The organism is Terrabacter aeriphilus (assembly GCF_039542985.1).
GTDB classification, from domain to species: Bacteria; Actinomycetota; Actinomycetes; order Actinomycetales; family Dermatophilaceae; genus Terrabacter; species Terrabacter aeriphilus.
In genome coordinates this window covers 18,343-43,064 of the sequence record NZ_BAABIW010000011.1, presented here as the reverse complement: position 1 = coordinate 43,064, position 24,722 = coordinate 18,343, and the positions used below count along the sequence as shown (strand labels likewise).

General features: G+C 72.8%; 20 protein-coding genes. 11 read left to right on the top strand and 9 right to left on the bottom strand.

Features of this window, described 5'->3' with window-relative positions; genetic code table 11:
* Positions 1-52: 52 nt before the first annotated feature.
* On the bottom strand, positions 53-433 hold the full coding sequence (locus tag ABD979_RS08100; RefSeq protein WP_345506956.1) for a DoxX family protein: 381 nt from the start codon (positions 431-433) through the stop codon (positions 53-55).
* Positions 434-564: 131 nt separating this feature from the next.
* Here ABD979_RS08100 and ABD979_RS08095 point away from each other — a divergent pair, with 131 nt between their 5' ends.
* Both ABD979_RS08095 and ABD979_RS08090 read left to right on the top strand, forming a co-directional pair.
* Positions 565-1,110: a MarR family winged helix-turn-helix transcriptional regulator gene (locus tag ABD979_RS08095; protein ID WP_345506955.1), complete on the top strand. Its 546-nt coding sequence runs from the start codon at positions 565-567 to the stop codon at positions 1,108-1,110.
* Positions 1,107-2,015, top strand: coding sequence for a GNAT family N-acetyltransferase (locus ABD979_RS08090; RefSeq protein ID WP_345506954.1), 909 nt, complete (start codon positions 1,107-1,109; stop codon positions 2,013-2,015). Before ABD979_RS08095 ends, ABD979_RS08090 begins: the two co-directional genes overlap by 4 nt.
* A gap of 20 nt (positions 2,016-2,035) precedes the next feature.
* Here ABD979_RS08090 and mnmA read toward each other — a convergent pair whose 3' ends face one another.
* A complete protein-coding gene (mnmA, locus tag ABD979_RS08085) occupies positions 2,036-3,154 on the bottom strand; it encodes a tRNA 2-thiouridine(34) synthase MnmA (RefSeq protein ID WP_345506953.1) in 1,119 nt (372 codons plus the stop codon).
* Positions 3,151-4,341 (bottom strand): cysteine desulfurase family protein, encoded by a 1,191-nt coding sequence (locus ABD979_RS08080; protein WP_345506952.1) that lies wholly within the window; start codon positions 4,339-4,341, stop codon positions 3,151-3,153. The genes mnmA and ABD979_RS08080 overlap by 4 nt, the downstream gene beginning before the upstream one ends.
* An 87-nt stretch (positions 4,342-4,428) precedes the next feature.
* On the opposite strand from ABD979_RS08080, the gene ABD979_RS08075 reads away from it, so the two are divergent.
* Complete coding sequence (locus ABD979_RS08075) at positions 4,429-4,953, top strand: hypothetical protein (protein ID WP_345506951.1); 525 nt, start codon at positions 4,429-4,431, stop codon at positions 4,951-4,953.
* Between the two features lie 108 nt (positions 4,954-5,061).
* Here ABD979_RS08075 and ABD979_RS08070 read toward each other — a convergent pair whose 3' ends face one another.
* Together ABD979_RS08070 and ABD979_RS08065 are read right to left on the bottom strand one after the other, a co-directional pair.
* Positions 5,062-6,018 (bottom strand): electron transfer flavoprotein subunit alpha/FixB family protein, encoded by a 957-nt coding sequence (locus ABD979_RS08070; protein WP_345506950.1) that lies wholly within the window; start codon positions 6,016-6,018, stop codon positions 5,062-5,064.
* Positions 6,019-6,061: 43 nt separating this feature from the next.
* Positions 6,062-6,844, bottom strand: a complete 783-nt coding sequence (locus tag ABD979_RS08065) for an electron transfer flavoprotein subunit beta/FixA family protein (RefSeq protein ID WP_345506949.1) — start codon at positions 6,842-6,844, stop codon at positions 6,062-6,064.
* 260 nt (positions 6,845-7,104) lie between these two features.
* Between ABD979_RS08065 and ABD979_RS08060 the strand changes: the two genes are divergently transcribed.
* Positions 7,105-7,908 (top strand): SDR family oxidoreductase, encoded by an 804-nt coding sequence (locus ABD979_RS08060; RefSeq protein ID WP_345506948.1) that lies wholly within the window; start codon positions 7,105-7,107, stop codon positions 7,906-7,908.
* 316 nt (positions 7,909-8,224) lie between these two features.
* Here ABD979_RS08060 and ABD979_RS08055 read toward each other — a convergent pair whose 3' ends face one another.
* The 3 genes from ABD979_RS08055 to ABD979_RS08045 are packed head-to-tail and all read right to left on the bottom strand — an operon-like array spanning position 8,225 to position 9,845.
* Positions 8,225-8,557 (bottom strand): YqfO family protein, encoded by a 333-nt coding sequence (locus ABD979_RS08055; protein WP_345506947.1) that lies wholly within the window; start codon positions 8,555-8,557, stop codon positions 8,225-8,227.
* Positions 8,554-9,333, bottom strand: coding sequence for an enoyl-CoA hydratase/isomerase family protein (locus ABD979_RS08050; protein ID WP_345506946.1), 780 nt, complete (start codon positions 9,331-9,333; stop codon positions 8,554-8,556). The genes ABD979_RS08055 and ABD979_RS08050 overlap by 4 nt, the downstream gene beginning before the upstream one ends.
* A complete protein-coding gene (locus tag ABD979_RS08045; protein ID WP_345506945.1) occupies positions 9,333-9,845 on the bottom strand; it encodes a type III secretion system chaperone family protein in 513 nt (170 codons plus the stop codon). The genes ABD979_RS08050 and ABD979_RS08045 overlap by 1 nt, the downstream gene beginning before the upstream one ends.
* A gap of 57 nt (positions 9,846-9,902) precedes the next feature.
* Here ABD979_RS08045 and glgX point away from each other — a divergent pair, with 57 nt between their 5' ends.
* Complete coding sequence (gene glgX, locus ABD979_RS08040) at positions 9,903-12,047, top strand: glycogen debranching protein GlgX (protein WP_345506944.1); 2,145 nt, start codon at positions 9,903-9,905, stop codon at positions 12,045-12,047.
* Between the two features lie 115 nt (positions 12,048-12,162).
* Here the strand turns inward: glgX and glgP are convergent, their stop codons facing one another.
* Positions 12,163-14,751: an alpha-glucan family phosphorylase gene (gene glgP, locus ABD979_RS08035; RefSeq protein WP_345506943.1), complete on the bottom strand. Its 2,589-nt coding sequence runs from the start codon at positions 14,749-14,751 to the stop codon at positions 12,163-12,165.
* 133 nt (positions 14,752-14,884) lie between these two features.
* On the opposite strand from glgP, the gene ABD979_RS08030 reads away from it, so the two are divergent.
* From ABD979_RS08030 to ABD979_RS08005, 6 genes are read left to right on the top strand one after another with little or no spacing between them, the layout of a single operon-like run.
* Positions 14,885-17,080, top strand: a complete 2,196-nt coding sequence (locus tag ABD979_RS08030; RefSeq protein WP_345506942.1) for an alpha-1,4-glucan--maltose-1-phosphate maltosyltransferase — start codon at positions 14,885-14,887, stop codon at positions 17,078-17,080.
* A gap of 4 nt (positions 17,081-17,084) precedes the next feature.
* A complete protein-coding gene (gene treS, locus ABD979_RS08025) occupies positions 17,085-18,791 on the top strand; it encodes a maltose alpha-D-glucosyltransferase (protein ID WP_345506941.1) in 1,707 nt (568 codons plus the stop codon).
* Positions 18,791-20,218: a maltokinase N-terminal cap-like domain-containing protein gene (locus ABD979_RS08020; RefSeq protein WP_345506940.1), complete on the top strand. Its 1,428-nt coding sequence runs from the start codon at positions 18,791-18,793 to the stop codon at positions 20,216-20,218. Before treS ends, ABD979_RS08020 begins: the two co-directional genes overlap by 1 nt.
* Positions 20,215-22,557: a 1,4-alpha-glucan branching protein GlgB gene (gene glgB / locus ABD979_RS08015; RefSeq protein WP_345506939.1), complete on the top strand. Its 2,343-nt coding sequence runs from the start codon at positions 20,215-20,217 to the stop codon at positions 22,555-22,557. Before ABD979_RS08020 ends, glgB begins: the two co-directional genes overlap by 4 nt.
* Positions 22,554-24,200 (top strand): phosphoglucomutase (alpha-D-glucose-1,6-bisphosphate-dependent), encoded by a 1,647-nt coding sequence (gene pgm, locus ABD979_RS08010; protein WP_345506938.1) that lies wholly within the window; start codon positions 22,554-22,556, stop codon positions 24,198-24,200. Before glgB ends, pgm begins: the two co-directional genes overlap by 4 nt.
* Entirely contained in the window at positions 24,197-24,688 is a 492-nt protein-coding gene (locus ABD979_RS08005; protein WP_345506937.1) for a hypothetical protein, read from the top strand. Before pgm ends, ABD979_RS08005 begins: the two co-directional genes overlap by 4 nt.
* The last annotated feature ends 34 nt before the right edge of the window (positions 24,689-24,722 follow it).

The following is a 24,722-nucleotide window of genomic DNA, read 5'->3' as shown; positions in this document are numbered from 1 at the left end:
CCAGCCTAGGGGTGGGTGCGGACGGCGCGCCCCGCGGCCCGCGGGCGACCGCTCAGGAGGTGAACGCGTACGGCCCGAAACGACCCCATGCGACGACGGCGGCGAGGACGAGGAGCACGACGTTGACGACGATCATGGGCGTCTCGCCCCGGCGGGCGTGGGTCACGATCGCGCCGACCATGACGAGCACGAGACCCGTCGCCGCGAGGGGCACGAGCACGGGGGCCACCCCCGTCAGGGCCGGCAGCACCAGGCCCACCGCCGCGAGCACCTCGAGCACCCCGATGAGGCGGATCGTGCCCTGGCCGAAGCCCTCGGTCCAGCCCATGCCGGAGGCGGCGAGCTGCTCCTTGGAGCGGGCGAGCTTCATCCCCCCGCTGGCGAGGAACGCCACGGCGAGCAGACCGGCCAGGATCCAGAGAACGGTGTTCACGGCGTCACACGCCTTCCGACTCACTTGCGATTGACGTGAGGATTGACGTCAGCGTACGTCCAGTGACTTCAATGTTCAAGTGAAAGGTGGTTCTCGCGCTCACGGCCGCGCGCGCCGGATACGCTGAACCCATGCCGCAGTCGTCGACCCCGGAGGAGCGCGTCGAGAAGCGCGACGGCGAGCGTGACGACGAACCGCGCTGGCTCGACGCCGAGGAGCGCGAGACGTGGATGGCCTTGGCAAACCTCGTGATTCGCCTCCCGGCCGCGCTCGACGCACAGCTGCAGGGCGACGCGGGGATGAGCCACTTCGACTACCAGGTGATGGCCGGTCTCTCCGAGGCTCCCGAGCGCACCCTGCGGATGAGCGTCCTCGCGGCCTTCGCCGTCGGCTCGCTCTCGCGGCTCTCGCAGGTGGTCTCGAAGCTCGAGCGCCGCGGCTGGGTGACGCGCTCGCCCGACCCGGCGGACGGGCGCTACACGCTCGCGACGCTCACCGACGAGGGGTGGGCCACCGTCGTCGCGGCCGCCCCCGGGCACGTCGAGACCGTGCGCCGGCTCGTGCTCGACCCGCTCACCAGCGCCCAGGTGCGACAGCTCGCGACCATCGGGCACCGCATCGGCGACGCCATCGACCCCGGCGACGGGTGCGGTCGGCGCCGGGGCGCCGGGCGATGAGCGAGCCGGGAACCGTCCGACGCCGCGACTTCGCCGGACCGGACGACCTGCGCGCCATGCAGGACCTCTGCTCACGGGTGTGGTCGCCCACGACCCGCTTCCACCCGGGCCAGCTGGCGTGGAGCCGCTACCACCGCCCCGTCGACCCCGCCGTCCTCGACGCGTCGGAGGCGATCGCGCTGTGGACCGTGGGTGACCGCACCGTCGCGTTCGGCTGGGCGGAGGCTCCCGACTGGCTCGAGCTGCAGGTCGACCCCGACCACCCCGGGCTGGCCGTCGACGTGCTCGAGTGGTTCGAGGAGTGGAGCGACGCCGACGAGCAGTCGGCGATGGCCGTCGAGGGTGACGCCGTCGTCGAGGCCGCGCTCGCGGACGCCGGCTTCGAGCAGCGGCCCGACGACCCCTTCTTCACGCACCACGTGCGGGACCTCGAGTCGCTCCCGGCCGTTCCCGAACTGGCCGGGTACGCCGTCCGCGCCGTGCGCCCCGACGAGACCGCCGAGCGGGCCGCCGTCCACGCGGCCGCCTGGTCGGACCTCGGCCCGTCACGCGTCGACGCGGCCGCCTACCGGAGGCTCGGCCACGCGTGGCCCTACCGCTGCGACCTCGACCACGTGGCCGTCGACGCCTCCGGTGCGATGGTCGCCTCGGCCCTCGTGTGGCTCGACCCGGCGACCGGTGCCGGCCTCGTCGAGCCGGTCGGCTGCGTGCCCGGGCACCGGGGCCGGGGGCTCGCCGGGGCGGTCACGCTCTCGGCCCTGCACGCGCTGCGCGCGGCCGGGGGCGTCGTGGCGCAGGTGACCCCGCGGGGCGACGACGCCTACCCGGGCCCCCAGCGGCTCTACCGCTCGATCGGCTTCCGTCCCAGCGCCCGCGTCGTCACCTGGACCCGCGCGATCGACTGACCCCCGCTCGCCTGACCGGCTCAGCCGACCGGGGCGGCCGCGTCCGACCGCTCGAGCCGGGCCGCCGTGATGGTGGCCGACCCGATGACGCGGGTGCCCTCGTAGAGCACGACCGACTGGCCCGGGGCGACGCCGCGCACCCGTCCCTCGAGGCGCACCTCGACGCGGCCGTCCTGCGCCCACGCCCGGGCCGGGTACTCCTCGCCGTGGGCCCGCACCTGCGCCCCGACCTCCGCGACACCCTCGGGCGCCGGGCCGCACCAGCGGGCGTGCTCGCCGGTGATGGCGTTCACGCCGAGCAGGTCGGCGGTGCCGACGACGACCTGGTTCGACTCGGGCCGCACCTCGACCACGTAGCGCGGCTGCCCGTCGGGAGCCGGGCGCGACAGCGCGAGGCCCCGCCGCTGGCCGACGGTGTAGGCGAACGCCCCGCGGTGTCGGCCCACCACCTCGCCCGTGGTGTCGACGATCTCGCCGGGGGCCTCGCCGAGCTCGCGGGTCAGCCACCCCCGCGTGTCGCCGTCGGCGATGAAGCAGATGTCGTGGCTGTCGGGCTTCTTCGCGACGTAGAACCCACGCGCGGCGGCCTCCTCGCGGATCTGCGGCTTCGTCGTGTCGCCGAGCGGGAAGAACGAGCGGGCCAGCTGCTCGGCGTCGAGCACGCCGAGCACGTAGCTCTGGTCCTTGGCGGGGTCGACGGCCCGGTGCAGCTCGCGGACCACTCCACCTCCCGGCGCGGTGGTCTCGACGACCTGCGCGTAGTGGCCGGTCGCCACGGCGTCGAAGCCGAGGGCGAGCGCCTTGTCGAGCAGGGCCGCGAACTTGATCTTCTCGTTGCAGCGCAGGCAGGGGTTGGGGGTGCGCCCGGCGGCGTACTCGGCCCGGAAGTCGTCGACGACGTCGCGCGAGAAGCGGGAGGCCATGTCCCAGACGTAGAACGGGATGCCGAGCTGGTCGGCGACGCGCCGCGCGTCGCCGGCATCCTCGATGGTGCAGCAGCCGCGGGCCGACTCACGCAGCGTGGCGGCGCTCTGGCTCAGCGCGAGGTGCACCCCGACGACGTCGTGACCGGCGTCGATCATCCGGGCGGCCGCGACGGCCGAGTCGACGCCCCCGCTCATCGCCGCGACGACCCTCATGACGCGGTCGCCTCACGCGCGCGGCGGGCCCGCTCCACCGCGGCCGGCAGCGCCGCGATGACGGCGTCGACGTCGGCGCGGGTCGAGGTGTGCCCGAGCGTGAGCCGCAGCGCACCGCGCGCGTCGCTCTCGGGGATGCCCATGGCGAGGAGCACGTGGCTCGGCTGCGGCACGCCGGCCTGGCAGGCCGAACCGGTCGAGCACGACACCCCGGCGGCGTCGAGCAGGTAGAGCAGCGAGTCGCCGTCGCAGCCGGGCACGAGCAGGTGGGCGTTGCCGGGCAGGCGGCGCGTCGCGTCACCGCGCTCCCACACGCCCGTGGGTCGGATGTCGGGGGCGACGGTCATGGCCCGCTCGATCAGCTCGTCACGCAGGGCCACGAGCCGGGCGCTCTCGGCCTCCATCGTGGCCGTCGCCTCGACGAGGGCCGCGGCGAAGCCGACGATGGCAGGTGTGTCGAGCGTGCCGGAGCGCACCTGGCGCTCCTGCCCACCGCCGTGCGTCAGCGGCACGAGCCGGGCCTCGCGGCGGGCCACCAGCGCGCCGACGCCGATGGGGCCGCCGAGCTTGTGCGCGGTCACGGCCATCAGGTCCGCGCCGCTCGCGGCGAAGTCGACGGGCACGTGCCCGGCGGCCTGCACGGCGTCGGTGTGGAAGGGCACGCCGAACTCGTGGGCCACCTCGGCCAGCGCCGCGACGTCCTGCACCGCGCCGACCTCGTTGTTGGCCCACATCACCGACACGAGGGCGACGGCGCCGGGGTCCGCGGCGATCGCCGCGCGCACGGTCGCCGGCTCGACGACCCCCTCGGCCGTCGGCTCGAGCCACGTGACGGCGGCACCCTCGTGCGCGACGAGGTGCTCGACCGAGTCGAGCACGGCGTGGTGCTCGGTCGCGCCGACGAGCAGGCGCACCCGCGCGGGGTCGGCGTCGCGGCGGGCCCGGAACGTGCCCTTGACGGCGAGGTTGTCCGACTCGGTGCCTCCCGAGGTGAAGACCACCTCGGAGGGGCGGGCGCCGAGGCAGCGCGCGATCTTCTCGCGGGACTCCTCGACGACGCGCCGCGCGGCACGCCCGGTGCGGTGCAGCGACGACGGGTTGCCGACCACCATGAGCTGCTCGGTCATCGCCGCGAGGGCGCCCGGCAGCATCGGGGTCGTCGCCGCGTGGTCGAGGTAGGCAGTCACCTCCCGATTCTAGGACGGGCCCGCGACGCGCCCGAACCCGTCGTCGTCGCGCGCACCGCAGCGCACGTCCGACCTATGATCTGGCCCATGAGCGGCACGGGCGGCACGCACGAGGGCGACGGTCGCGGCACGCTGCGCGCCCCGACGGTCCACCGGGCCCTGGCGGCCCTCGCCTGCCCCGTGCTCGGCTACTTCGTCGCCCGGCTGCTCGTGCGCTTCGTCCCCGCCCTGCCCGCCGCCGTGCCGTATGCCGTGTGCCTGGCCGCAGCGCTCCTGCTCGGCTGGCGCGCGTGGTCGGCCCGGGTCGTGCTCGGCGAGGCCGACCTGCGGGTGCACAACACGCTCGCCACGACGACGATCGAGCGCCCCGCGGTGCGGCGTGTGTCCTCGACGGGGCGGGTGGAGTGGCTGCGGGGCGACCGGCGCCCGGTGCGGGTGCCGTCGGAGGCGCTCTCGGCGCCCTGGTGGACCTTCGGGGCTTCGGGGTCGGCATACGCCCACAACCGGGAGCGGGTCGAGAGCTGGACGCGACGGTCGACGCCCCGCCGGCCGGCCGAGCCCACCGAAGCCGGGGAGCCCACCGAAGGCGGCGAGCCCGCCGAGGCCACATAGCCGAACGCGACGCCCTGACGCGAGCGGGCCGACGGCATACGGGCTCGCCCGCACAGGCCACAGGCCGGGACCCCTGGTGGGACCCGGCCTGCGTGCGGTGTGGTGCGGTCAGTCCTTGGCGGCCTTGATCGCGTCGGTGGCCTGCGGGAGCACCGCGAAGAGGTCACCGACGACGCCGAAGTCGACGAGCTCGAAGATCGGGGCCTCGTTGTCCTTGTTGACGGCCACGATGGTCTTGCTCGTCTGCATGCCGGCACGGTGCTGGATCGCGCCGGAGATGCCGCAGGCGACGTAGAGCTGCGGGCTCACCTGCTTGCCGGTCTGGCCGACCTGCGAGGTGTGCGGGTACCACCCGGCGTCGACGGCCGCGCGGCTCGCGCCGACGGCCGCGCCGAGCGAGTCGGCGAAGTCCTCGACCTTGGAGAAGTCGCCGGCCGTGCCGCGACCGCCGGAGACGACGATGGCCGCCTCGGTCAGCTCGGGGCGACCGCTCGCCTGCTTCGGCTTCGACTCCACGATCTTGGCGCCCTTGGCGGCGTCGGACGGGGTGAAGTCGAGCACCTCGTCGGCGGCCGCGCCCGCGGCCTCCTCGGGCGTCGCCGAGTTCGGCTTGACCGCGACGATGGGCGTGCCCTTCGTGACGGTGGCCGACACGGTGTAGGAGCCGGCGAAGACCGACTGCGTCGTGGCCACGCCACCGTCGGCGGCCTGGACGTCGACGGCGTCGGTGATGAGGCCCGACTCGGTCTTGACCGCGAGACGGGCGGCGATCTCCTTGCCCTCGGGCGAGGACGGGACGAGGACCGCGGCCGGGGCCTTGTCGGCGACGAGCTGCGCGAGCAGCTCGGCCTGCGGCACGACGAGGTGCTCGAGCACCTCGGGCGACTCGACGCGGTAGACCTTCTCGGCGCCGAAGCGCGCGAGGGTCTCCTTGGCGGCGTCGAAGCCGGAGCCGACGAAGACGGCCGACGGCTCGCCGAGGCGGCGGGCGATCGTCAGCAGCTCGGACGTGGTCTTGCGCACCTTGCCGTCGACGTGGTCGACGAGGACGAGTACTTCAGCCATGGGGATCTCCTTTGCTGGCTGGAAAGGTCGGGGCAGGAACGGGTCAGACGAACTTGCGCTCGGTGAGGAAGGCGGCGAGCTTGCTGCCGCCGTCACCCTCGTCGGCGACGATCTCGCCCTGCGAGCGCGGCGGGCGTGCGGCGAAGGCGTCGACCTTCGTCCACGCGGCGTCGAGCCCGACCTGTGCGCCGTCGACCCCGAGGTCGGCCAGCGACCACTGCTCGACGGGCTTCTTCTTGGCGGCCATGATCCCCTTGAACGAGGGGTAGCGCGGCTCGTTGATCTGGTCGGTCACCGAGACGAGCGCCGGCAGCGTCGCTGTGATGGTCTGGGTCGAGGCGTCGCCGTCGCGGCGGATCGTCGCCGTGCTGCCCTCGACGGTGAGCTCGGAGGCGAACGTGACGGCCGGCAGGCCGAGTCGCTCGGCGAGCATCGCGGGCACGACGCCCATGGTGCCGTCGGTCGAGGCCATGCCGGTGACGACGAGGTCGACGTCGCCGATCTTGCGGATGGCCTCGGCGAGCACGAGCGAGGTCGCCACGGCGTCGGAGCCGTGGATCGCGTCGTCGCTGACGTGCACGCCCTTGTCGGCGCCCATCTGCAGGGCCTTCTTGATGGCGTCGGCAGCGGCGTCGGGGCCGACCGTGAGCACGGTCACCTCACCCTCGCCGGCCTCGACGATCTTGAGGGCCTCCTCGACCGCGTACTCGTCGAGCTCGGACAGCAGACCGTCGACGTTCTCGCGGTCGGTCGTGTTGTCAGATGCGTTGAACGTGCGCTCGGCCTGGGCGTCCGGCACGTACTTGACACAGACGACGATGTTCATGGGTGAACGTTCTCTTCCGTTGCTGGTGGTGGTGCTCGAAGGAGCTGCCGGAGGTCGCTCCGGCACTGCCGTCCATCCTCTCACTGAGCGCTCGCTCAGTTCGTACGCCGGCGGCGTGACGCTCACCACCAGCGTGCGGGCGGCGCGACCGACACCCGGCCCGCACCGTGCCCGCACCGTGCCGGCGGGCCGGCGGGCGGGCGGGCCGGCACGGCCGAAAAGCGTTGGCCCCGCGAGAGCCCGCCCCCGAGGATGGGCGCATGTCGCAGCCCTCCCCCAGCCCGACCCGCTCCCCCGGACCGCGCGTGGCGCTCGTCACCGGCGTCGGGCGCCGCCGCTCGATCGGGGCCGAGCTCGCGATCGGGCTCGCCACCGACGGATGGGACCTCGCGCTGGCGCACTGGCAGCCCTACGACGACCGGCTCGGCTACGAGCGCGGCGCCGACGACCCCGCCGCCGTCGCCGCGGCGTGCCGCGACCTCGGCAGCCGGGTCGAGCTGCTGCCCGGCGACCTCGCCGACCCGGCCACCCCGGAGGCCCTGGTCGCGGCCGCGACCGATCGACTCGGCCCCGTGACCGGGCTCGTGATGTCGCACTGCGAGTCGGTCGACAGCAGCATCCTCGACACCACCCTCGAGAGCTGGGACCGGCACTACGCGGTCAACGCCCGCGCGACGTGGCTGCTCATCCGCGCGGTCGCCGAGCGCCTGCCCGTCGTGGCGCCGGGCGGCCCGGCCGCCGCCCACGTCGTCGCGCTGACGAGCGACCACACGGCGCACAACCTGCCCTACGGCTCGAGCAAGGGGGCCCTCGACCGCATCGTCGTCGCGGCGGCGGTCGAGCTCGCCGACCGGGGCCTGCGGGCCAACGTCGTCAACCCGGGGCCGATCGACACCGGCTGGATGGACGACCGGATCCGGGCGCTCGGCGTGGCGGACACCCCGGCCGGCCGGCTCGGCACGCCGCGCGACACCGCCGACCTCGTCCGCTTCCTGCTCTCGGAGCAGGGCAGCTGGATGAACGGCCAGCTCCTCCTCAGCAACGGCGGGTTCAAGACCGCCTGACCGCGGGGCCGGCCCGCGCCGTCCGCCCGCCCAGCTCCAACCCGAACCGCGCCGTGGCGCAGTTGCAGCCACCCGGCATACGAGCGGGGCCCCGAACCGCGCCGTGGCGCACTTGCAGCCGCGAACCGGGCCGTATGCCGGCCGGAACCGCGCCGTGGCGCACTTGCAGCCACCCGGCATACGAGCGGGGCCCCCGAACCGCGCCGTGGCGCACTTGCAGCCGCGAACCGGGCCGTATGCCGGCCGGAACCGCGCCGTGGCGCACTTGCAGCCGAGCGGGACTGTGACCGGGTGGCGCGGGTGGCCGGTCGACGCGTCAGGAGCCGCCGGGGTCGGCCGTCTCGAGGAGGTGGAAGGCGGGCTCCTCGTAGGGGTGCGCGGACCTCAGGGCGGCGACGACGGCCGCCCGCAGCGAGCGGTCCAGCACGAGCTCGACCCGGTGCTCGGCGACGTGCTCGAGCTCGCCGACCGAGCCGATCGCGGGGCGGGCGCCGGCCATCGGCCGGAACCGCCCCGTGCCCGCGGTGACGAAGGCGCAGTCGCGGTAGTCGCCCACGGCTCCGGCGCCTGCGGCGAAGACCGCCGCGAGGACGTCCTCGGTCGACTCGACGGGCGAGTAGAACACGAGGACGTCCAGCGGCTCGGTCATCGACCCTCGAACTGCGCCTTGCCCGGGCCCTGCTCGACGAACGAGCTCATGCCGATCTCGCGGTCCTTCGTCGCGAAGAGCGAGGCGAAGAGCAGGCGCTCGATCTCGAGCCCCGTCTCGAGGTCGACCTCGAGACCGCGGTCGATGGCCTCCTTGGCGGCGCGGACGGCGTACGACGCCGCACCGACGAAGGTCGAGGCCCATTCGCGCGACGCGGTGTAGACGTCGACGGCCGGGACGACCTTGTCGGCGAGGCCGATCGCGAGCGCCTCGGACGCGTCGACGAAGCGGCCGCTGAAGATGATCTCCTTGGCCCGCGAGGCGCCGACGAGGCGCGAGAGGCGCTGCGTGCCGCCGGCGCCCGGGATGATGCCCAGCAGGATCTCGGGCTGACCGAGCTTCGCGTCGTCGGCGACGACCCGGAAGTCGCACGCGAGCGCGAGCTCGCAGCCGCCGCCGAGCGCGTAGCCGGTGATGGCCGCGATGACCGGCTTGGGGATGCGGGCCACCGAGCTGATCGAGCTCATGAGCGGGCCGGAGCGCTCGACCATGTCGGTGTACGACATGCCCTGCATCTCCTTGATGTCGGCCCCCGCCGCGAAGACGCGCTCGCCGCCGTAGACGATGACCGCCTTGACGTCGGGGCGCGCGGTCGCCTCCTCGGCGGCCGCCCGGATCTCCTCCTGGACCTGGACGTTGAGGGCGTTCATCTTCGGCCGGTCGAGGCGGATCGTGCCGATGTCGTCCTCGACCTCGAGCCGGACGAACTCGCCCATCAGGCGTCGCCGGGCGCGCCCGCGGGCGCGTCGTCCATCGGCAGCCAGGACTGGAAGAAGAACCCGACGCTCTGCAGGATGTGGTTGACCGAGAGCGGCACGAGGATGTCGAGGTCGGCGTTGGGGGTGATGACGTGCTCGGCCGAGACGACGAGGCTCTCCTGCACGAGCGAGAGCTTGACGATGTTGAGCTGCATCGTCATGTCGTTGCAGCGGGCGAGGCGCTCGTTCTGGTCGGGCGACACCGGGTCGGCGAGCTGCCACTGGCCGAAGAAGCGGACCAGGGCGAGGTCACCCTCGGCGACGCGCGCGAAGAGGGTCGTGCTCGTGCCCTGGTCGTCGACGATGGCGAACTCGAGGTCGCCGTCGCCGTCGACGGATGCGTCGAGCTCGAGTCCCTTGAGGACCTGCAGGATGCGGTCGCGCACCGGCGTGTCACTGACGGGGGCGCCGTTGGGGCCCGCGTCGGGCGTGCTCGGCATGAAGTTGGGCAGCGAAGTCGGATCGGTCATGCGTCAACCGTAACGAGGTCACGCGTGCGGGTCGATCCGCCCCCTACGCTCTGACACATGTGCCCGCCGCCGGAACCGACGCCCGACCTGCCCCCGGAGCTCGGTGCCCGGCTCACCGTGGACGGCGCGCAGTTCAGCGTCTACGCCGGCCACGCCCGGTCGGTCGAGGTGTGCCTCTTCGACACCGCCCCGGACGGCACGACGACCGAGCGGCGCGTGCCGCTGCGACACCGCGCGCACGGCACGTGGTTCGACGTCGTGCCCGGGGTGCGCGGCGGGCAGCGCTACGCCTTCCGCGTCGACGGCGACTGGGACCCGGAGCGCGCGCTGCTGCACAACCCGGCGAAGCTGCTCCTCGACCCCTACGCGCGCGCGATCGAGGGCGAGGTGCGCCTCGACCCCGCGCTCTACGGCCACCGCGTCGGCCCCGACCTGCGCGGTGACCTGTGGCAGCGCGACGACCGCGACTCGGCGCCGTTCATGCCGCGCTGCGTCATCGTCGATGACGAGTTCGACTGGGGCACAGACCGGTTCCCGCGGCGGTCGCTGACCGAGTCGCTCATCTACGAGGTGCACGTCGTCAACGCGACGAAGCTGCACCCTGGCGTGCCCGAGGCGCTCCGCGGGACGTATGCCGGCCTCGCCCACCCCGCGTTCGTCGAGCACCTGCTCGGCCTCGGCGTCACCGCCGTCGAGCTGCTGCCCGTGCACACCTTCACCCACGAGCCCGACCTCGTGCTCCGCGGCCTGACGAACCACTGGGGCTACAACACGCTCGGCTTCTTCGCCCCGCACGCCGCCTACGCCGTGGCGACCGACCCGCAGGGCGTCCTCGACGAGTTCAAGGGCATGGTCAAGGCGCTGCACGCCGCCGGCATCGAGGTGCTGCTCGACGTCGTCTACAACCACACCGCCGAGAACGAGCGGGACGGGATGACGCTCTCGTGGCGGGGCCTCGACCAGCGGGCCTACTACCGGCTCGACGCCCGGGGCCGCGACATCGACGTCACGGGGTGCGGCAACACCCTCGACCTGACGCACCCCGTCGTCGCCCGCCAGGTCCTCGACTCGCTGCGCTACTGGGTGGAGCAGTGCCACGTCGACGGCTTCCGCTTCGACCTCGCCGTGGCCCTCGGCCGGGGCAAGGACGACGGCTTCGACCGCGACCACCCCTTCCTCGTCGCGCTGCGCACCGATCCCGTGCTCTCACGCGCGAAGCTCGTGGCCGAGCCGTGGGACCTCGGCATCCACGGTTGGCGCACCGGCCAGTTCCCCCCGCCCTTCTCGGAGTGGAACGACCGCTACCGCGACGCCACGCGCACCTTCTGGCTGCGCGACCTCGCGGCGTCGACGGCCGGGGTGGCCGGCCACGGCGTGCGCGAGCTCGCGACCCGGCTTACCGGGTCGCAGGACCTCTTCGACACGCACGACCGCGGCACCATCGCGTCGGTCAACTTCGTCACGGCGCACGACGGCTTCACGTTGGCCGACCTGACGACCTACGACACGAAGCACAACGGCGCCAACGGCCACGCCGGCGCCGACGGCTCCAACGACAACCGGTCGTGGAACCACGGGGTCGAGGGCCGCACCGACTCCTGCGACGTCCAGGCCGCGCGCCGCCGGTCGATGCGCAACCTGCTGGGCACGCTGCTGCTCTCGACCGGCGTGCCGATGATCAACGCGGGTGACGAGCTCGGGCGCAGCCAGCGGGGCAACAACAACCCCTACTCGCAGGACAACGAGATCAGCTGGACGTCGTGGGACCTCGAGCCGTGGCAGGAGGACCTGCTCGCGACGACCCGTCACCTCGTGCGACTGCGGCGCGAACACCCGGTGCTGCGGCAGCGGGCGTTCTTCTCCGGCAGGCAGATCCACGAGGACGGTTCGACCGACCTCGCCTGGTTCGGCGCGGACGGCGAGCCGATGGGCAGCCGGTGGGACGGGCCGGCCGTGTCGGTGCTGCAGGCCCTCTACAACGGGGCGTGGCTCGACCACGAGTCCGTGCTCATCACCCTCAACGGGTCGGCGCGCCCGGTCGGGGTCACGCTGCCCGCGGCACCGGGCACGACGGCATACGTGCTCCTCTGGGACAGCGCGGACGACCGCCCGTCTCCGCCGGGGAGCCCGGTGGACGCCGGGACCGTGGTGACGGCCGTGGGCGCCTCGATGCAGGTGTGGAGTGTCGTCGAGGGCGGCTGACCCCCGCCCCGCCGCGGGCACCCGCCCGGCGGCGTCCTCCCCCGGACCCCGAGAGCCCGGACCCCCGCACAGGGGTCCGGGCTCTCGTCGATGCCTCCGGGGCGCGGGGCGCCGTTCAGGCGTTGCGGGCCAGACCCATCTCCGCGGCGCTCGCCAGCGACGCGTGGCGCGGCACGACGCGCACGCTGTAGCCGAACGAGCCCGTGCGGCGCAGCGGCTGCGAGCCGGCGAAGAGGTGGCGGCCGTCGTCGTAGGACTCGACGAGCGAGAGCGGCGCGACCTCCATGCCCCACAGCTCGTCGACGTCGTTGACGTGGCCGTGCACGAGCTGCACGTCGACGTCGGCGGGGTCGAGACCGTCGAGCGCGACGTAGGCCTTGAGGTCGAGCACGTCGCCGATCTGCGGGGAGTCCGACAGGCCGGAGGGCTCGACGTGCTCCACCTTGACGCGCGGCCACGCCTCACGGACCTTCGCCTTGTAGGCGGCGACGTCCTTGGCACCGGCGAAGTCCGATGCGGCGACGGCGCGACCGGCGCCGGCCGCCGGGCTGTAGAGCTGCTCGGTGTAGTCGGCGACCATGCGGCTCGCGAGGACCTTCGGGCCCAGCGTCTTGAGGGTGTGCGTCATCATCGCGATCCAGCCCTGCGGCAGGCCGTCGGCGTCGCGGTCGTAGAACTTGGCCGCCACGTCGTGCTCGATGAGGTCGTAGAGCGCGGCCGCCTCGATGTCGTCGCGGCGGTCGGGGTCCTCGACGCCGTCGGCCGTCGGGATGGCCCAGCCGTTGCGGCCGTCGAACCACTCGTCCCACCAGCCGTCGAGGATGGAGAGGTTGAGCCCGCCGTTGAGCGCGGCCTTCATGCCCGACGTGCCGCACGCCTCGAAGGGGCGCAGCGGGTTGTTGAGCCACACGTCGCAGCCCGGGTAGAGGTGCTGGGCCATGGCGATGTCGTAGTTCGGCAGGAAGACGATGCGGTGCCGCACGGCGGGGTCGTCGGCGAAGCGCACCATCTCCTGGATGAGGCGCTTGCCGGTCTCGTCGGCGGGGTGGGACTTGCCGGCGATGACGAGCTGCACGGGGCGCTCGGGGTGCAGCAGCAGGGCCTTGAGCCGCTCGGGGTCGCGCAGCATCAGCGTGAGGCGCTTGTAGGTCGGCACGCGGCGGGCGAAGCCGATCGTCAGCACGTCGGGGTCGAGCACGTCGTCGACCCAGCCGAGCTCGGCGTCCGAGGCGCCGCGCTTCTGCCACGAGGACTTGACCCGCCGGCGGGCGTCGGCGACGAGCTTCTCGCGCATCTCGCGCTTCGTCGACCACACCGCGTCGGCGGGCACCTCGTCGATGCGCTCCCAAGCGTCGTCGCCGGCGATGTCGGCGGTGCCGAGGTGCTTGCGCGCGACCTCGTAGACGGAGCGGTCGACCCACGTCGGGGCATGGACACCGTTGGTGATGCTGGAGATCGGCACCTCGACGTCGTCGAAGCCCGGCCACAGGCCGTCGAACATCTCCCGGCTCACGAGGCCGTGCAGCTGCGAGACGCCGTTGGCCCGCTGGGCGAGGCGCAGGCCCATGACGGCCATGTTGAAGATGCCCGACTGGCCGCCCTCGTAGTCCTCGGCGCCGAGGGCGAGCAGTCGCTCGACCGGCACCCCGGGGATGGCGTTCGGGCCCCCGAAGAAGAGGTTGATCTTCGCCGCGTCGAAGCGGTCGATACCGGCGGGCACCGGCGTGTGGGTCGTGAAGACGGTCGCGGACCGGACGGCCTCGAGGGCCTCGTCGAAGGTGAGGCCGTGGTCGCGCACGAGCTCGGTGATCCGCTCGACGCCGAGGAAGCCGGCGTGGCCCTCGTTCGTGTGGTAGACCTCCGGCGTCGGGGCACCGGAGAGGCGCGACCACAGGCGCAGCGCCCGCACGCCGCCGATGCCGAGGAGCAGCTCCTGCTCGAGGCGGGTGTCGCCGCCGCCGCCGTAGAGCGACTCGGTGACCCGGCGGGTCTGCTCGTCGTTGCCGGGCACGTCGGAGTCGAGGAGCAGGAGGGGCACCCGGCCGACCTGGGCCTTCCAGACGTGGGCGTGCAGCAGCCGGCCGGCCGGCAGGCTCACGGTGACGACGGCCGGCGTGCCGTCGGCCTCGCGGAGCAGCGAGAGCGGCAGCCCGTCGGGGTCGAGCACCGGGTAGGTCTCGACCTGCCAGCCGTCGCGGTTGAGCGACTGCTTGAAGTAGCCGGTCTTGTAGAACAGGCCGACGCCGACGATCGGCACGCCGAGGTCCGAGGCCGTCTTGAGGTGGTCGCCGGCGAGGATGCCGAGGCCGCCGGAGTACTGCGGCAGCACGGAGGTGATGCCGAACTCGGGGCTGAAGTAGGCGACGGCGGCGGGGGCGGCCCTGCCGGCGGCCTCCTGCTCGCGGCTCCACGTCTGGAACCAGCGCTCGTCGGTCAGGTAGTGCTCGAGGTCCTCGTTCGCGGCCACGACGCTGCCGACGAAGTCGTCGTCGGCGGCGAGCGCCGCCAGCTCGTCGGACGACAGGCGGGACAGCAGCTTGACGGGGTCCTCACCCGCCTGCGCCCACTTGCGCGGACTGATGCTCTCGAACAGGTCGCGGGTCGGCGGGTGCCACGACCAGCGCAGGTTGCTCGCGAGGACGCCGAGGCCCTCGATGCGGGTGGGCAGGACGGTGCGGACGCTGAAGCGACGGATGGCCTTCACAAGGGGACAGCATAGGGGGCGCCATGACGCGTTCTTGCAGATCTTGCAGGGACGTTTCGCCCCTCGGACGCCTCGGGCGCGGGAGGTGGGCCGAGCGCTGGTGATTCGCGCCAACTTCGATACGGTCGATCCCGTGACCGGCTCAGCGAAGAAGTCCCGTTCCAGCAGGCCAACCCCGGTGCGCAGCGCGTCACCCCGACGCGACGACGACACCCCGACCGCAGACACGGCATTCGTCGACGACACCGAGGCGGGTGCCGTCCACCTGGCGCCCGAGCACCCGGTGAGCACCCCGCCGACCGTGGCCGGGATGCCGGGTGGGGCGCTCCCGCTCGGGCGCATCCCCGTCAGCGACGTGCGCCCCCTCGTCGACGGCGGCACGACGCCGGCCAAGTCGGTCGTCGGCGAGGAGTTCACCGTGCGCGCCAAGGTCTTCCGCGAGGGCCACGACGCCGTCAACGCGACCGCCGTCCTGACCGACCCCGACGGCGGCGACCACTACGTCGCCATGCACAGCGACAACCCCGGGCTGTCCGAGTGGTCCGCGACCGTCGCGGCCGACCGGCCGGGCTGGTGGACCTACCGGGTGGAGGGCTGGTCGGACCCCTACGCGACGTGGGTGCACGACGCCGGCATCAAGATCGCCGCGGGCGTCGACGAGGACCTCATGTGCGCCGAGGGGGTCCGGGTGCTCGAGCGCTTCGCGGCCGCCGTGCGTGGGCAGGGCGTCGACGCGAGCGAGATCGACAAGGGCGTGCTCGCCCTCGCCGACACGCGCGAGCCCGCCGCCCACCGGTTCGGCGCCGCGACCTCGCCCGAGATCCTCGGGCTCGCCGCGCTCGTGCCCCTGCGCGAGTTCGTGTCGAGCTCGCCGTCGTACACGCTCCTCGTCGAGCGCGAGCGGGCGCTCTACGGCGCCTGGTACGAGATCTTCCCGCGCTCCGAGGGCGCGCACCGCGACGAGGAGACCGGCGAGTGGGTGTCGGGCACCTTCCGCACCGCCGCCGAGCGCCTGCCGGCCATCGCCGACATGGGTTTCGACGTCGTCTACCTCACGCCGATCCACCCGATCGGCACGACGGCCCGCAAGGGCCGCAACAACAGCCTGACCGCCGAGCCCGGCGACCCGGGGTCGCCCTACGCCATCGGCTCGCCCGACGGCGGGCACGACGCCATCCACCCCGACCTCGGCACCTTCGAGGACTTCGACGCCTTCGTCGCCGAGGCAGGGCGGGTCGGCCTCGAGGTGGCCCTCGACATCGCGCTGCAGGCCTCCCCCGACCACCCGTGGGTGCAGACCCACCCGGACCTGTTCACGACGCGCGCCGACGGCTCGATCGCGTATGCCGAGAACCCGCCGAAGAAGTACCAGGACATCTACCCGCTCAACTTCGACAACGACCCGGCCGGGGCGTACGCCGAGGTGCGGCGCGTCATCCAGGTCTGGCTCGACCACGGCGTGCGCATCTTCCGCGTCGACAACCCGCACACCAAGCCGGTCGCCTTCTGGCAGTGGCTGATCGCCGACGTCGCCCTGACCCACCCGGAGACGATCTGGCTCTCCGAGGCCTTCACGAAACCGGCCATGATGCACCAGCTCGCCAAGGCCGGCTTCCAGCAGAGCTACACCTACTACGCGTGGCGCAACGCCAAGTGGGAGCTCGAGGAGTACGGCCGCGAGCTGGCCGGCGAGGGCACCGGCTCGGCCTACATGCGCCCGTCCTTCTGGCCCACGACGCACGACATCCTGACGCCGTACATGCAGTACGGCGGCCCCACCGCGTGGAAGCTGCGCGCGGCCGTGGCCGCGACCATGTCGCCGACGTACGGCATCTACGCCGGCTACGAGCTCATGGAGCACGTCGCGCGCCCCGGTGCCGAGGAGCAGGTCGACAACGAGAAGTACGAGTACAAGGACCGCCAGTGGTACCTCTACGAGCCCGGCGGCCCGCTCGAGAGCCGCTCGCTCGCGTGGTACCTCAAGCGGCTCAACGACATCCGCGAGTGGCACCCGGCGCTGCGGTGGCTGCGCAACCTGCGGTTCCACGCGGCCGACGACGAGAACGTCCTCGTCTTCAGCAAGTCGAGGATCGTCGACCACGCGACGGGCGAGCGCGACACCGTCATCGTCATCGCCAACCTCGACCCGCACGCGACGCGTGAGACCTGGGTGCACCTCGACATGGAGGCGCTGGGTATGGCCACATGGTCCACGTTCGACGCGCACGACCACATCACCAACCAGACGTGGGAGTGGCGCTCGGAGAACTTCGTGCGGCTCGGCCCGGACTCCGAGCCCGTCCACATCATCCACGTGAGGAGCCACTGACCGCATGCAGGGACTCAACCTCTCCCAGCCGGGCCTCAAGCACGACCCGAAGTGGTTCAAGAAGGCCGTCTTCTACGAGGTCCTCGTGCGGGCCTTCGCCGACTCCAAGGGCGTCGGCGCCGGCGACTTCACCGGGCTGATCCAGCGCCTCGACTACCTCCAGTGGCTCGGCGTCGACTGCCTGTGGCTCCCGCCGTTCTACGCCTCGCCGCTGCGCGACGGCGGCTACGACATCTCGGACTACAAGGCGGTGCTGCCCGAGTTCGGCACGCTGCCGGAGTTCACCGAGCTCGTCTCGCAGGCGCATGCCCGCGGCATCCGCATCGTCACCGACCTCGTCATGAACCACACGAGCGACCAGCACCCGTGGTTCCAGGCCAGCCGGGCCGAGCCCGACGGACCGTACGGCGACTTCTACGTGTGGTCCGACACCGACGACGCCTACGACGACGCGCGCATCATCTTCGTCGACACCGAGGTGTCGAACTGGACCTTCGACCCCGTGCGCCGGCAGTTCTTCTGGCACCGCTTCTTCAGCCACCAGCCCGACCTCAACTTCGAGAACGAGGCCGTGCGCGAGGCGATGTTCGACATCGTCCGCTTCTGGATGGACCTCGGCATCGACGGCTTCCGCCTCGACGCCGTGCCCTACCTCTTCGAGGAGGAGGGGACCAACTGCGAGAACCTCCCCCGCACCCACGAGTTCCTCGCCGAGCTGCGGGCCATGGTCGACACGGAGTACCCCGGCCGCATCCTGCTCGCCGAGGCCAACCAGCCGCCGGCCGAGGTCGTCGACTACTTCGGCACCGACGACGCGCCCGAGTGCCAGATGTGCTTCCACTTCCCCGTCATGCCGCGCCTCTACTACTCGCTGCGCGAGGAGAAGGCGCAGCCGATCATCGACGTGCTCGCCGACACCCCGGCCATCCCGAACGGCACCCAGTGGGGCACCTTCCTGCGCAACCACGACGAGCTGACGCTCGAGATGGTGACGCCGGAGGAGCGCGCCGCGATGTACGGCTGGTACGCCCCCGACCCGCGCATGCGCGCCAACGTCGGCATCCGGCGCCGGCTCGCGCCCCTGCTCGACAACTCGCGGCCCGAGATCGAGCTGATCCATGCGCTCGTGCTCTCGCTCCCCGGCTCTCCGTGCCTCTACTACGGCGACGAGATCGGCATGGGCGACAACATCTGGCTCAACGACCGCGACGCGGTGCGCACGCCGATGCAGTGGACCCCCGACCGCAACGCGGGCTTCTCGAGCACCGACCCCGGCAAGCTCTACCTGCCGGTCATCAGCAGCCTCGTGTACCACTACAACAACGTCAACGTCGAGGCACAGATGGCCTCGTCGGCCTCGCTGCTGCACTGGGTGCGCGGCATGCTCCAGATCCGCAGCCGCCACCCGGTCTTCGGGCTCGGTGACTTCACCGTCGTGGGCGCCGACAACGACGCGGTGCTCGCCTACACCCGCGTGCTGCGGGGCGACCCGGACCACCCCGACGAGGCGGTGCTCTGCGTCAACAACCTCTCGAGCCGGCCGCAGGCGGCGACGATCCAGCTGCCCGAGCAGCTCTCGGGACGCCAGCTCATCGACCTCTTCGGCGGCAGCGGCTTCCCGTGGGTCGCCGACGACGGTCGCGTGACCCTGACCCTGGGCTCACGCGACTTCTTCTGGCTCCAGCTGCGCGGCGGGCAGGACAACGGCTGATGGCGACCATCCACCGCGGCGCGTCCATCGTGCCGACGAAGACCGAGATCGTGACCGCGTGGATGCCCCAGCAGCGGTGGTACCACGGCAAGGGCCACGTGCCGCAGCTGCGACGCGTCGGCGGCTTCCGGTTCGAGGACCCCGAGGGCGAGGTGGGGTGCGAGACGCTCCTGCTCGCCGACGAGGCCGTCAGCCCGGCCGTCGTCTACCAGGTACCGCTCACCTACCGCGCGGCACCGCTCGAGGGGGCCGAGCACGCGCTGCTCGGCACGATGGAGCACAGCGTGCTCGGCACGCGCTGGGTCTACGACGCGCCCCACGACCCGGTCTACGTCGCCCAGCTCGTCGCGACGATCCTCAGCGCCGGGGTCTCCGACGACGCCCAGGCATCCGTCGGCAGCAGCGCCCGCGCCACGGGCTCGAGCACCGGCCACGTCGCCGGCTCGGTGTCCTCCTCGACGGTGCTGACGGGCGAGCAGTCCAACACCTCCGTCATCTGCCGCATGACGGCCGCCGGCGGTGGACCGGGCGAGCCCATCATCGTCAAGGTCTTCCGCACCCTGCAGGACGGCGAGAACCCCGACGTCGTCGTCCAGTCGGCCCTGACGAGCGAGGGCTCCGACCGGGTGCCGATGGCCATCGGCCACCTCGCGGGGGCCTGGGACTCCCCCGAGGACGGTGCCGCCCAGCACGGCCACCTCGCCTTCGCCCAGGAGTTCATCCCCGGCGTCGAGGACGCCTGGCGCGTGGCCCTCGTCGCCGCGGCGGGCGGCACGGACTTCACGGCGCGGGCCCGCGACCTCGGCGTCGTCACGGCCCAGATCCACGCCGACCTGGCCCACGCCCTCGGCACCCACCCCGTGACGCCCGAGGCCCGCGAGGCCGTCGCCGCCTCGATGCGGCAGCGGTATGCCGCCGCCGTGGCCCTCGTGCCCGAGCTCGCCTCGCACGCCGCCGACGTCGACCGCGTCGTCGCCTCGGTGGGCGCGGCGGCCTGGCCGGCGCTCCAGCGCATCCACGGCGACTACCACCTCGGGCAGGTGCTCGACGTGTCCGAGCGCGGCTGGGTGGCGCTCGACTTCGAGGGCGAGCCCCTGCGACCGCTCGCCGAGCGGGTCCGACCCGACCTCACGGCGCGCGACGTGGCCGGCATGCTCCGCTCGTTCGACTACGCCGCCGGCTCGGTGGCCCTCTCCGACGCGGCGGTCGACGCCACCGCCTGGGCGGCCGACTGCCGCGCCGCCTTCCTCGAGGGCTACGCCTCGGTGGCCGGCCCGGCCGACGCCGACGCGACGACGCTGGTGCGGGCCCTCGAGCTCGACAAGGCGCTCTACGAGGTCGTCTACGAGGCCCGCAACCGGCCCTCGTGGCTGCCGATCCCGCTCGGCGCCGTCGAGCGGCTCATCACCGAGGAAGGCACCCCATGACCCCCGACACGAGCCAGGCACCCTCGCTCGACGAGGCGGCGATCAACGCGTTCCTCGGCGGTCGCAACGGCCAGCCGCACGACCTGCTCGGCCAGCACCTCGGCCCGGGCGGCCTGACGATCACCGCGTTCCGGCCCTTCGCCACCCGGGTCTCGGCCCGCCTCGACCCCGGCGACCGCGTCGAGCTGCAGCACGTGCGGGACGGCATCTGGTCGATGACCTCGCCCGACTTCACGCGCGCCCACGACTACCGCCTGCTCGTGGAGTACGGCGACGGCGTCGAGCACGAGCAGGACGACCCGTACCGCTTCGCGCCCACCCTCGGCGAGATCGACCGGCACCTCATCAACGAGGGTCGCCACGAGCAGCTGTGGACGGTCCTCGGGGCGCACGTGCGCCACTACCCCGGGCCGCTCGGCGAGGTCTGGGGCGTCTCGTTCGCGGTCTGGGCCCCCCGGGCCAAGGCCGTGCACGTCATCGGCGACTTCAACGACTGGGACCGGCGCTCGCACCCGATGCGTGCCCTCGGCGAGAGCGGGATCTGGGAGCTCTTCCTCCCCGGCGCCCGGGAGGGCATGAACTACCAGTTCGCGGTCCGCGGGCCCGACGAGCTCGTCCGGCTCAAGACCGACCCGATGGCCCGGATGACGGAGGTCGCGCCGAAGCAGGCCGCCATCGTCACCGAGACCCACTACGCGTGGCGCGACGACGACTGGATGGAGCACCGGCGCACGAGCAACGTCCACCAGGGGCCGATGAGCACCTACGAGGTGCACCTCGGCTCGTGGCGCCAGGAGCTCGGCTACCGGGGCCTGGCCGAGCACCTCGTCAACTACGTGCGCGACCTCGGGTTCACGCACGTCGAGTTCCTCCCCGTCATGGAGCACCCCTACGTGCCCTCGTGGGGCTACCACGTCACGGGCTACTACGCCGTGAGCTCGCGCTGGGGCACCCCCGACGACTTCCGCTTCCTCGTCGACGAGCTCCACCGGGCCGGCATCGGTGTCCTGCTCGACTGGGTGCCGGGCCACTTCGCGACGGACGAGTGGGCGCTCGCCCGCTTCGACGGCCTCCCCCTCTACGAGCACCCGGACCCGCGCAAGGGCTGGCACCCCGAGTGGGGCTCGAACATCTTCGACTACGGCCGTCCCGAGGTGCGCAACTTCCTCGTCGCGAACGCCATCTACTGGCTCGAGGAGTTCCACGTCGACGGCCTGCGCGTCGACGGCGTCGCCTCGATGCTCTACCTCGACTACGCCCGCAACGCCGGCGAGTGGGTGCCGAACAAGGACGGCGGACGCGAGAACCTCGAGGCCGTCGAGCTGCTCAAGGAGACGAACGGCACGGCCTACAAGCGGGTCGGCGGCATCGTCACCATCGCGGAGGAGTCGACGACGTGGCCCGGGGTCACGAAGCCGACGGACCAGGGCGGCCTCGGCTTCGGCTTCAAGTGGAACATGGGCTGGATGAACGACTCGCTGAAGTACCTCGGCGAGGAGCCCATCTACCGCAAGCACCACCACGGCAAGCTGACCTTCTCGCTCGTGTATGCGTTCGACGAGAACTTCGTGCTGCCGATCAGCCACGACGAGGTCGTGCACGGCAAGGGCTCGCTGCTGCGCAAGTCGCGCGGCCCGCGCGAGGAGCAGGTCGCGACGCTGCGCGCCTTCCTCGCCTACCTGTGGTGCCACCCCGGCAAGCAGCTGCTCTTCATGGGCTGCGAGTTCGGGCAGGAGTCGGAGTGGTCGGAGGGCCGCAGCCTCGACTGGTGGCTGCTCGACCAGCCGCTCCACTACCGCGTGCACAACCTCGTCAAGGACCTCAACGCCATCTACCGCAGCCACCCGGCGCTCTGGGAGCTCGACGCCGACCGCGCCGGCTTCGAGTGGCTCGAGGCCGACGACGCCGCGCACAACACGTTCTCGTGGCTGCGCCTCGGCCGGGGCGACCGCGCGACCGACGCCCCGGTCGTCGCCTGCGTCATGAACTTCAGCGGCCAGACGCAGGAGTCCTACCGCATCGGCCTCCCCCGCGGCGGCCGGTGGACCGTCGTGCTCGACACCGCCGGCTACCACCCCGACGCCCCGAGCAGCACCGGGCGCGTCGTCGAGGCACGTGAGGAGGCGTGGCACGACCAGCCGTATGCCGTCGACGTGACGGTGCCGCGCCTGTCGACCGTGTGGCTCGTGCCCGTCGACGAGCCTGCGGCCCGTGCCCTGGCCGGCACGGTGGTACCGGAGGCCGGCACCGGTCCCGACCACGCCCCCGCCCTGCCGGGCGAACCCACCGACGAGCAGCCCGACACCGTGCCCCCGACCTCGAACGGAGACCCGTCATGACCCACCCCCGCGCCGGTCAGCCCGCCCGGGCCGAGGACCTCGTCGACGTCGACGCCCTCGTCGGCGCCTACTACGACCTGCACCCGGACGTCGACGACCCGGACCAGCAGGTCGCGTTCGGCACCTCGGGCCACCGCGGCTCGAGCCTGCGCACGGCCTTCAACGAGGACCACATCCTCGCCACGACCCAGGCGATCGTCGACTACCGCACCTCGCAGGGCTTCGACGGCCCGCTCTTCATCGGCCGCGACACGCACGGCCTCTCCGAGCCCGCGTGGCGCTCGGCGCTCGAGGTGCTCGTCGCGAACGGGGTGCAGGTGCTCGTCGACGACCGGGACGGCTTCACCCCGACGCCGGCGGTCTCCCACGCCATCCTGCGGGCCAACCGCGGGAAGGCCCCCGACGCCGGCGGCCTCGCGGACGGCATCGTCGTCACGCCGTCGCACAACCCGCCGGCGGACGGTGGGTTCAAGTACAACCCTCCGCACGGCGGACCGGCCGACACCGACGCGACCTCGGTCATCGCCCGGCGGGCCAACGACCTCATCCGCGGCGGGCTGCGCGACGTGCGCCGGATGCCGTTCGAGCAGGCCCGCGGCGAGGCCGGCTCCTACGACTTCATGGGTACCTACGTCGACGACCTGCCCCACGTCGTCGACCTCGCACGGATCCGCGAGGCGGGCGTCCGCATCGGCGCCGACCCCTTGGGCGGCGCCTCGGTGCAGTACTGGGGCGAGATCGGCGAGCGCCACGGGCTCGACCTCACGGTCGTCAACCCGCGCGTCGACCCGCAGTGGGCGTTCATGACGCTCGACTGGGACGGCAAGATCCGCATGGACTGCAGCTCGCCCTCCGCCATGGCCTCGCTCATCCACGCGAAGGACTCCTACGACCTGTCGACCGGCAACGACGCCGACGCCGACCGGCACGGCATCGTCACCCCCGACGCCGGGCTGATGAACCCGAACCACTACCTCGCCGTCGCGATCCAGTACCTCTACGGCGGCGCCCGCCCGGGCTGGCCGGCCACGACGGCCATCGGCAAGACGCTCGTCTCCTCCTCGATGATCGACCGCGTGGCCGCCGACCTCGGCCGCACCCTGCTCGAGGTCCCGGTCGGCTTCAAGTGGTTCGTGCCCGGGCTGCTCGACGGTTCGGTCGGTTTCGGCGGCGAGGAGTCGGCGGGCGCGAGCTTCCTGCGCCAGGACGGCACCGTGTGGTCGACCGACAAGGACGGCATCCTGCTGGCCCTCCTCGCCTCCGAGATCCTCGCGGCCACGGGCCGGACCCCCAGCCAGCACTACGCCGAGCTGACGGCGCGACACGGCGACCCGGCATACGCCCGCATCGACGCAGCCGCGTCGCGCGAGGAGAAGGCGAAGCTCGCCGCGCTCTCGCCCGACGACGTGACCGCGGAGTCCCTTGCGGGAGAAGCGATCACGGGCAAGCTCACTGCAGCGCCGGGCAACGGCGCCAAGATCGGCGGCCTCAAGGTCACGACCGAGAGCGCCTGGTTCGCGGCTCGCCCGTCGGGCACCGAGGACGTCTACAAGATCTATGCCGAGTCGTTCCAGGGGCCCGAGCACCTCGCGCGCGTGCAGTCAGAGGCGAAGGACGTCGTCTCGGCCGCACTCGGCGGATGAGCGGGGCCGAGGAGCCCCTGCGCCGCGGCCGGCTCGTGCTCGTCACCGCCGCCGCGCCGGAGGAGCGCGGTGCGCTCGCCGCGGCGCTGCAGGTCCGGCTCGACCGCGCGGTCGTCGTCGACGGCGAGGCGCTCGAGCGCGCCGTCGTCGCCCCTGCCGACCGCGCCGGGTGGTCACGCCCGCCGACGGGCCCGATGCTGCGGATGCGCCTGCTGCGGTGGTCGGCCGCGCTGGCCGTTGCCGAGACCTACCAGCTCGAGGAGTTCGACGCGGTCGTCGTCGAGGACGCCCTCGGCGACGGGCTCGAGGACTTCCTCGACCTCGCGGCGCCCGAGCCGGTGCACGTCGTGGTCGTGCGGGGCGGCGCCGACCCGGCCACCCCGCACTGGGGGGTCTGGGTCGACGGTGACCGGCCGACGGACGCCGTGGCGGACGACGTGATCGCACGGCTGCCCGACGCGCGCGTCGTCACCGCCGACCAGCCCTGAGGCCGAGTGGGCTGGTCGGCCTGGAGGGCCCGGA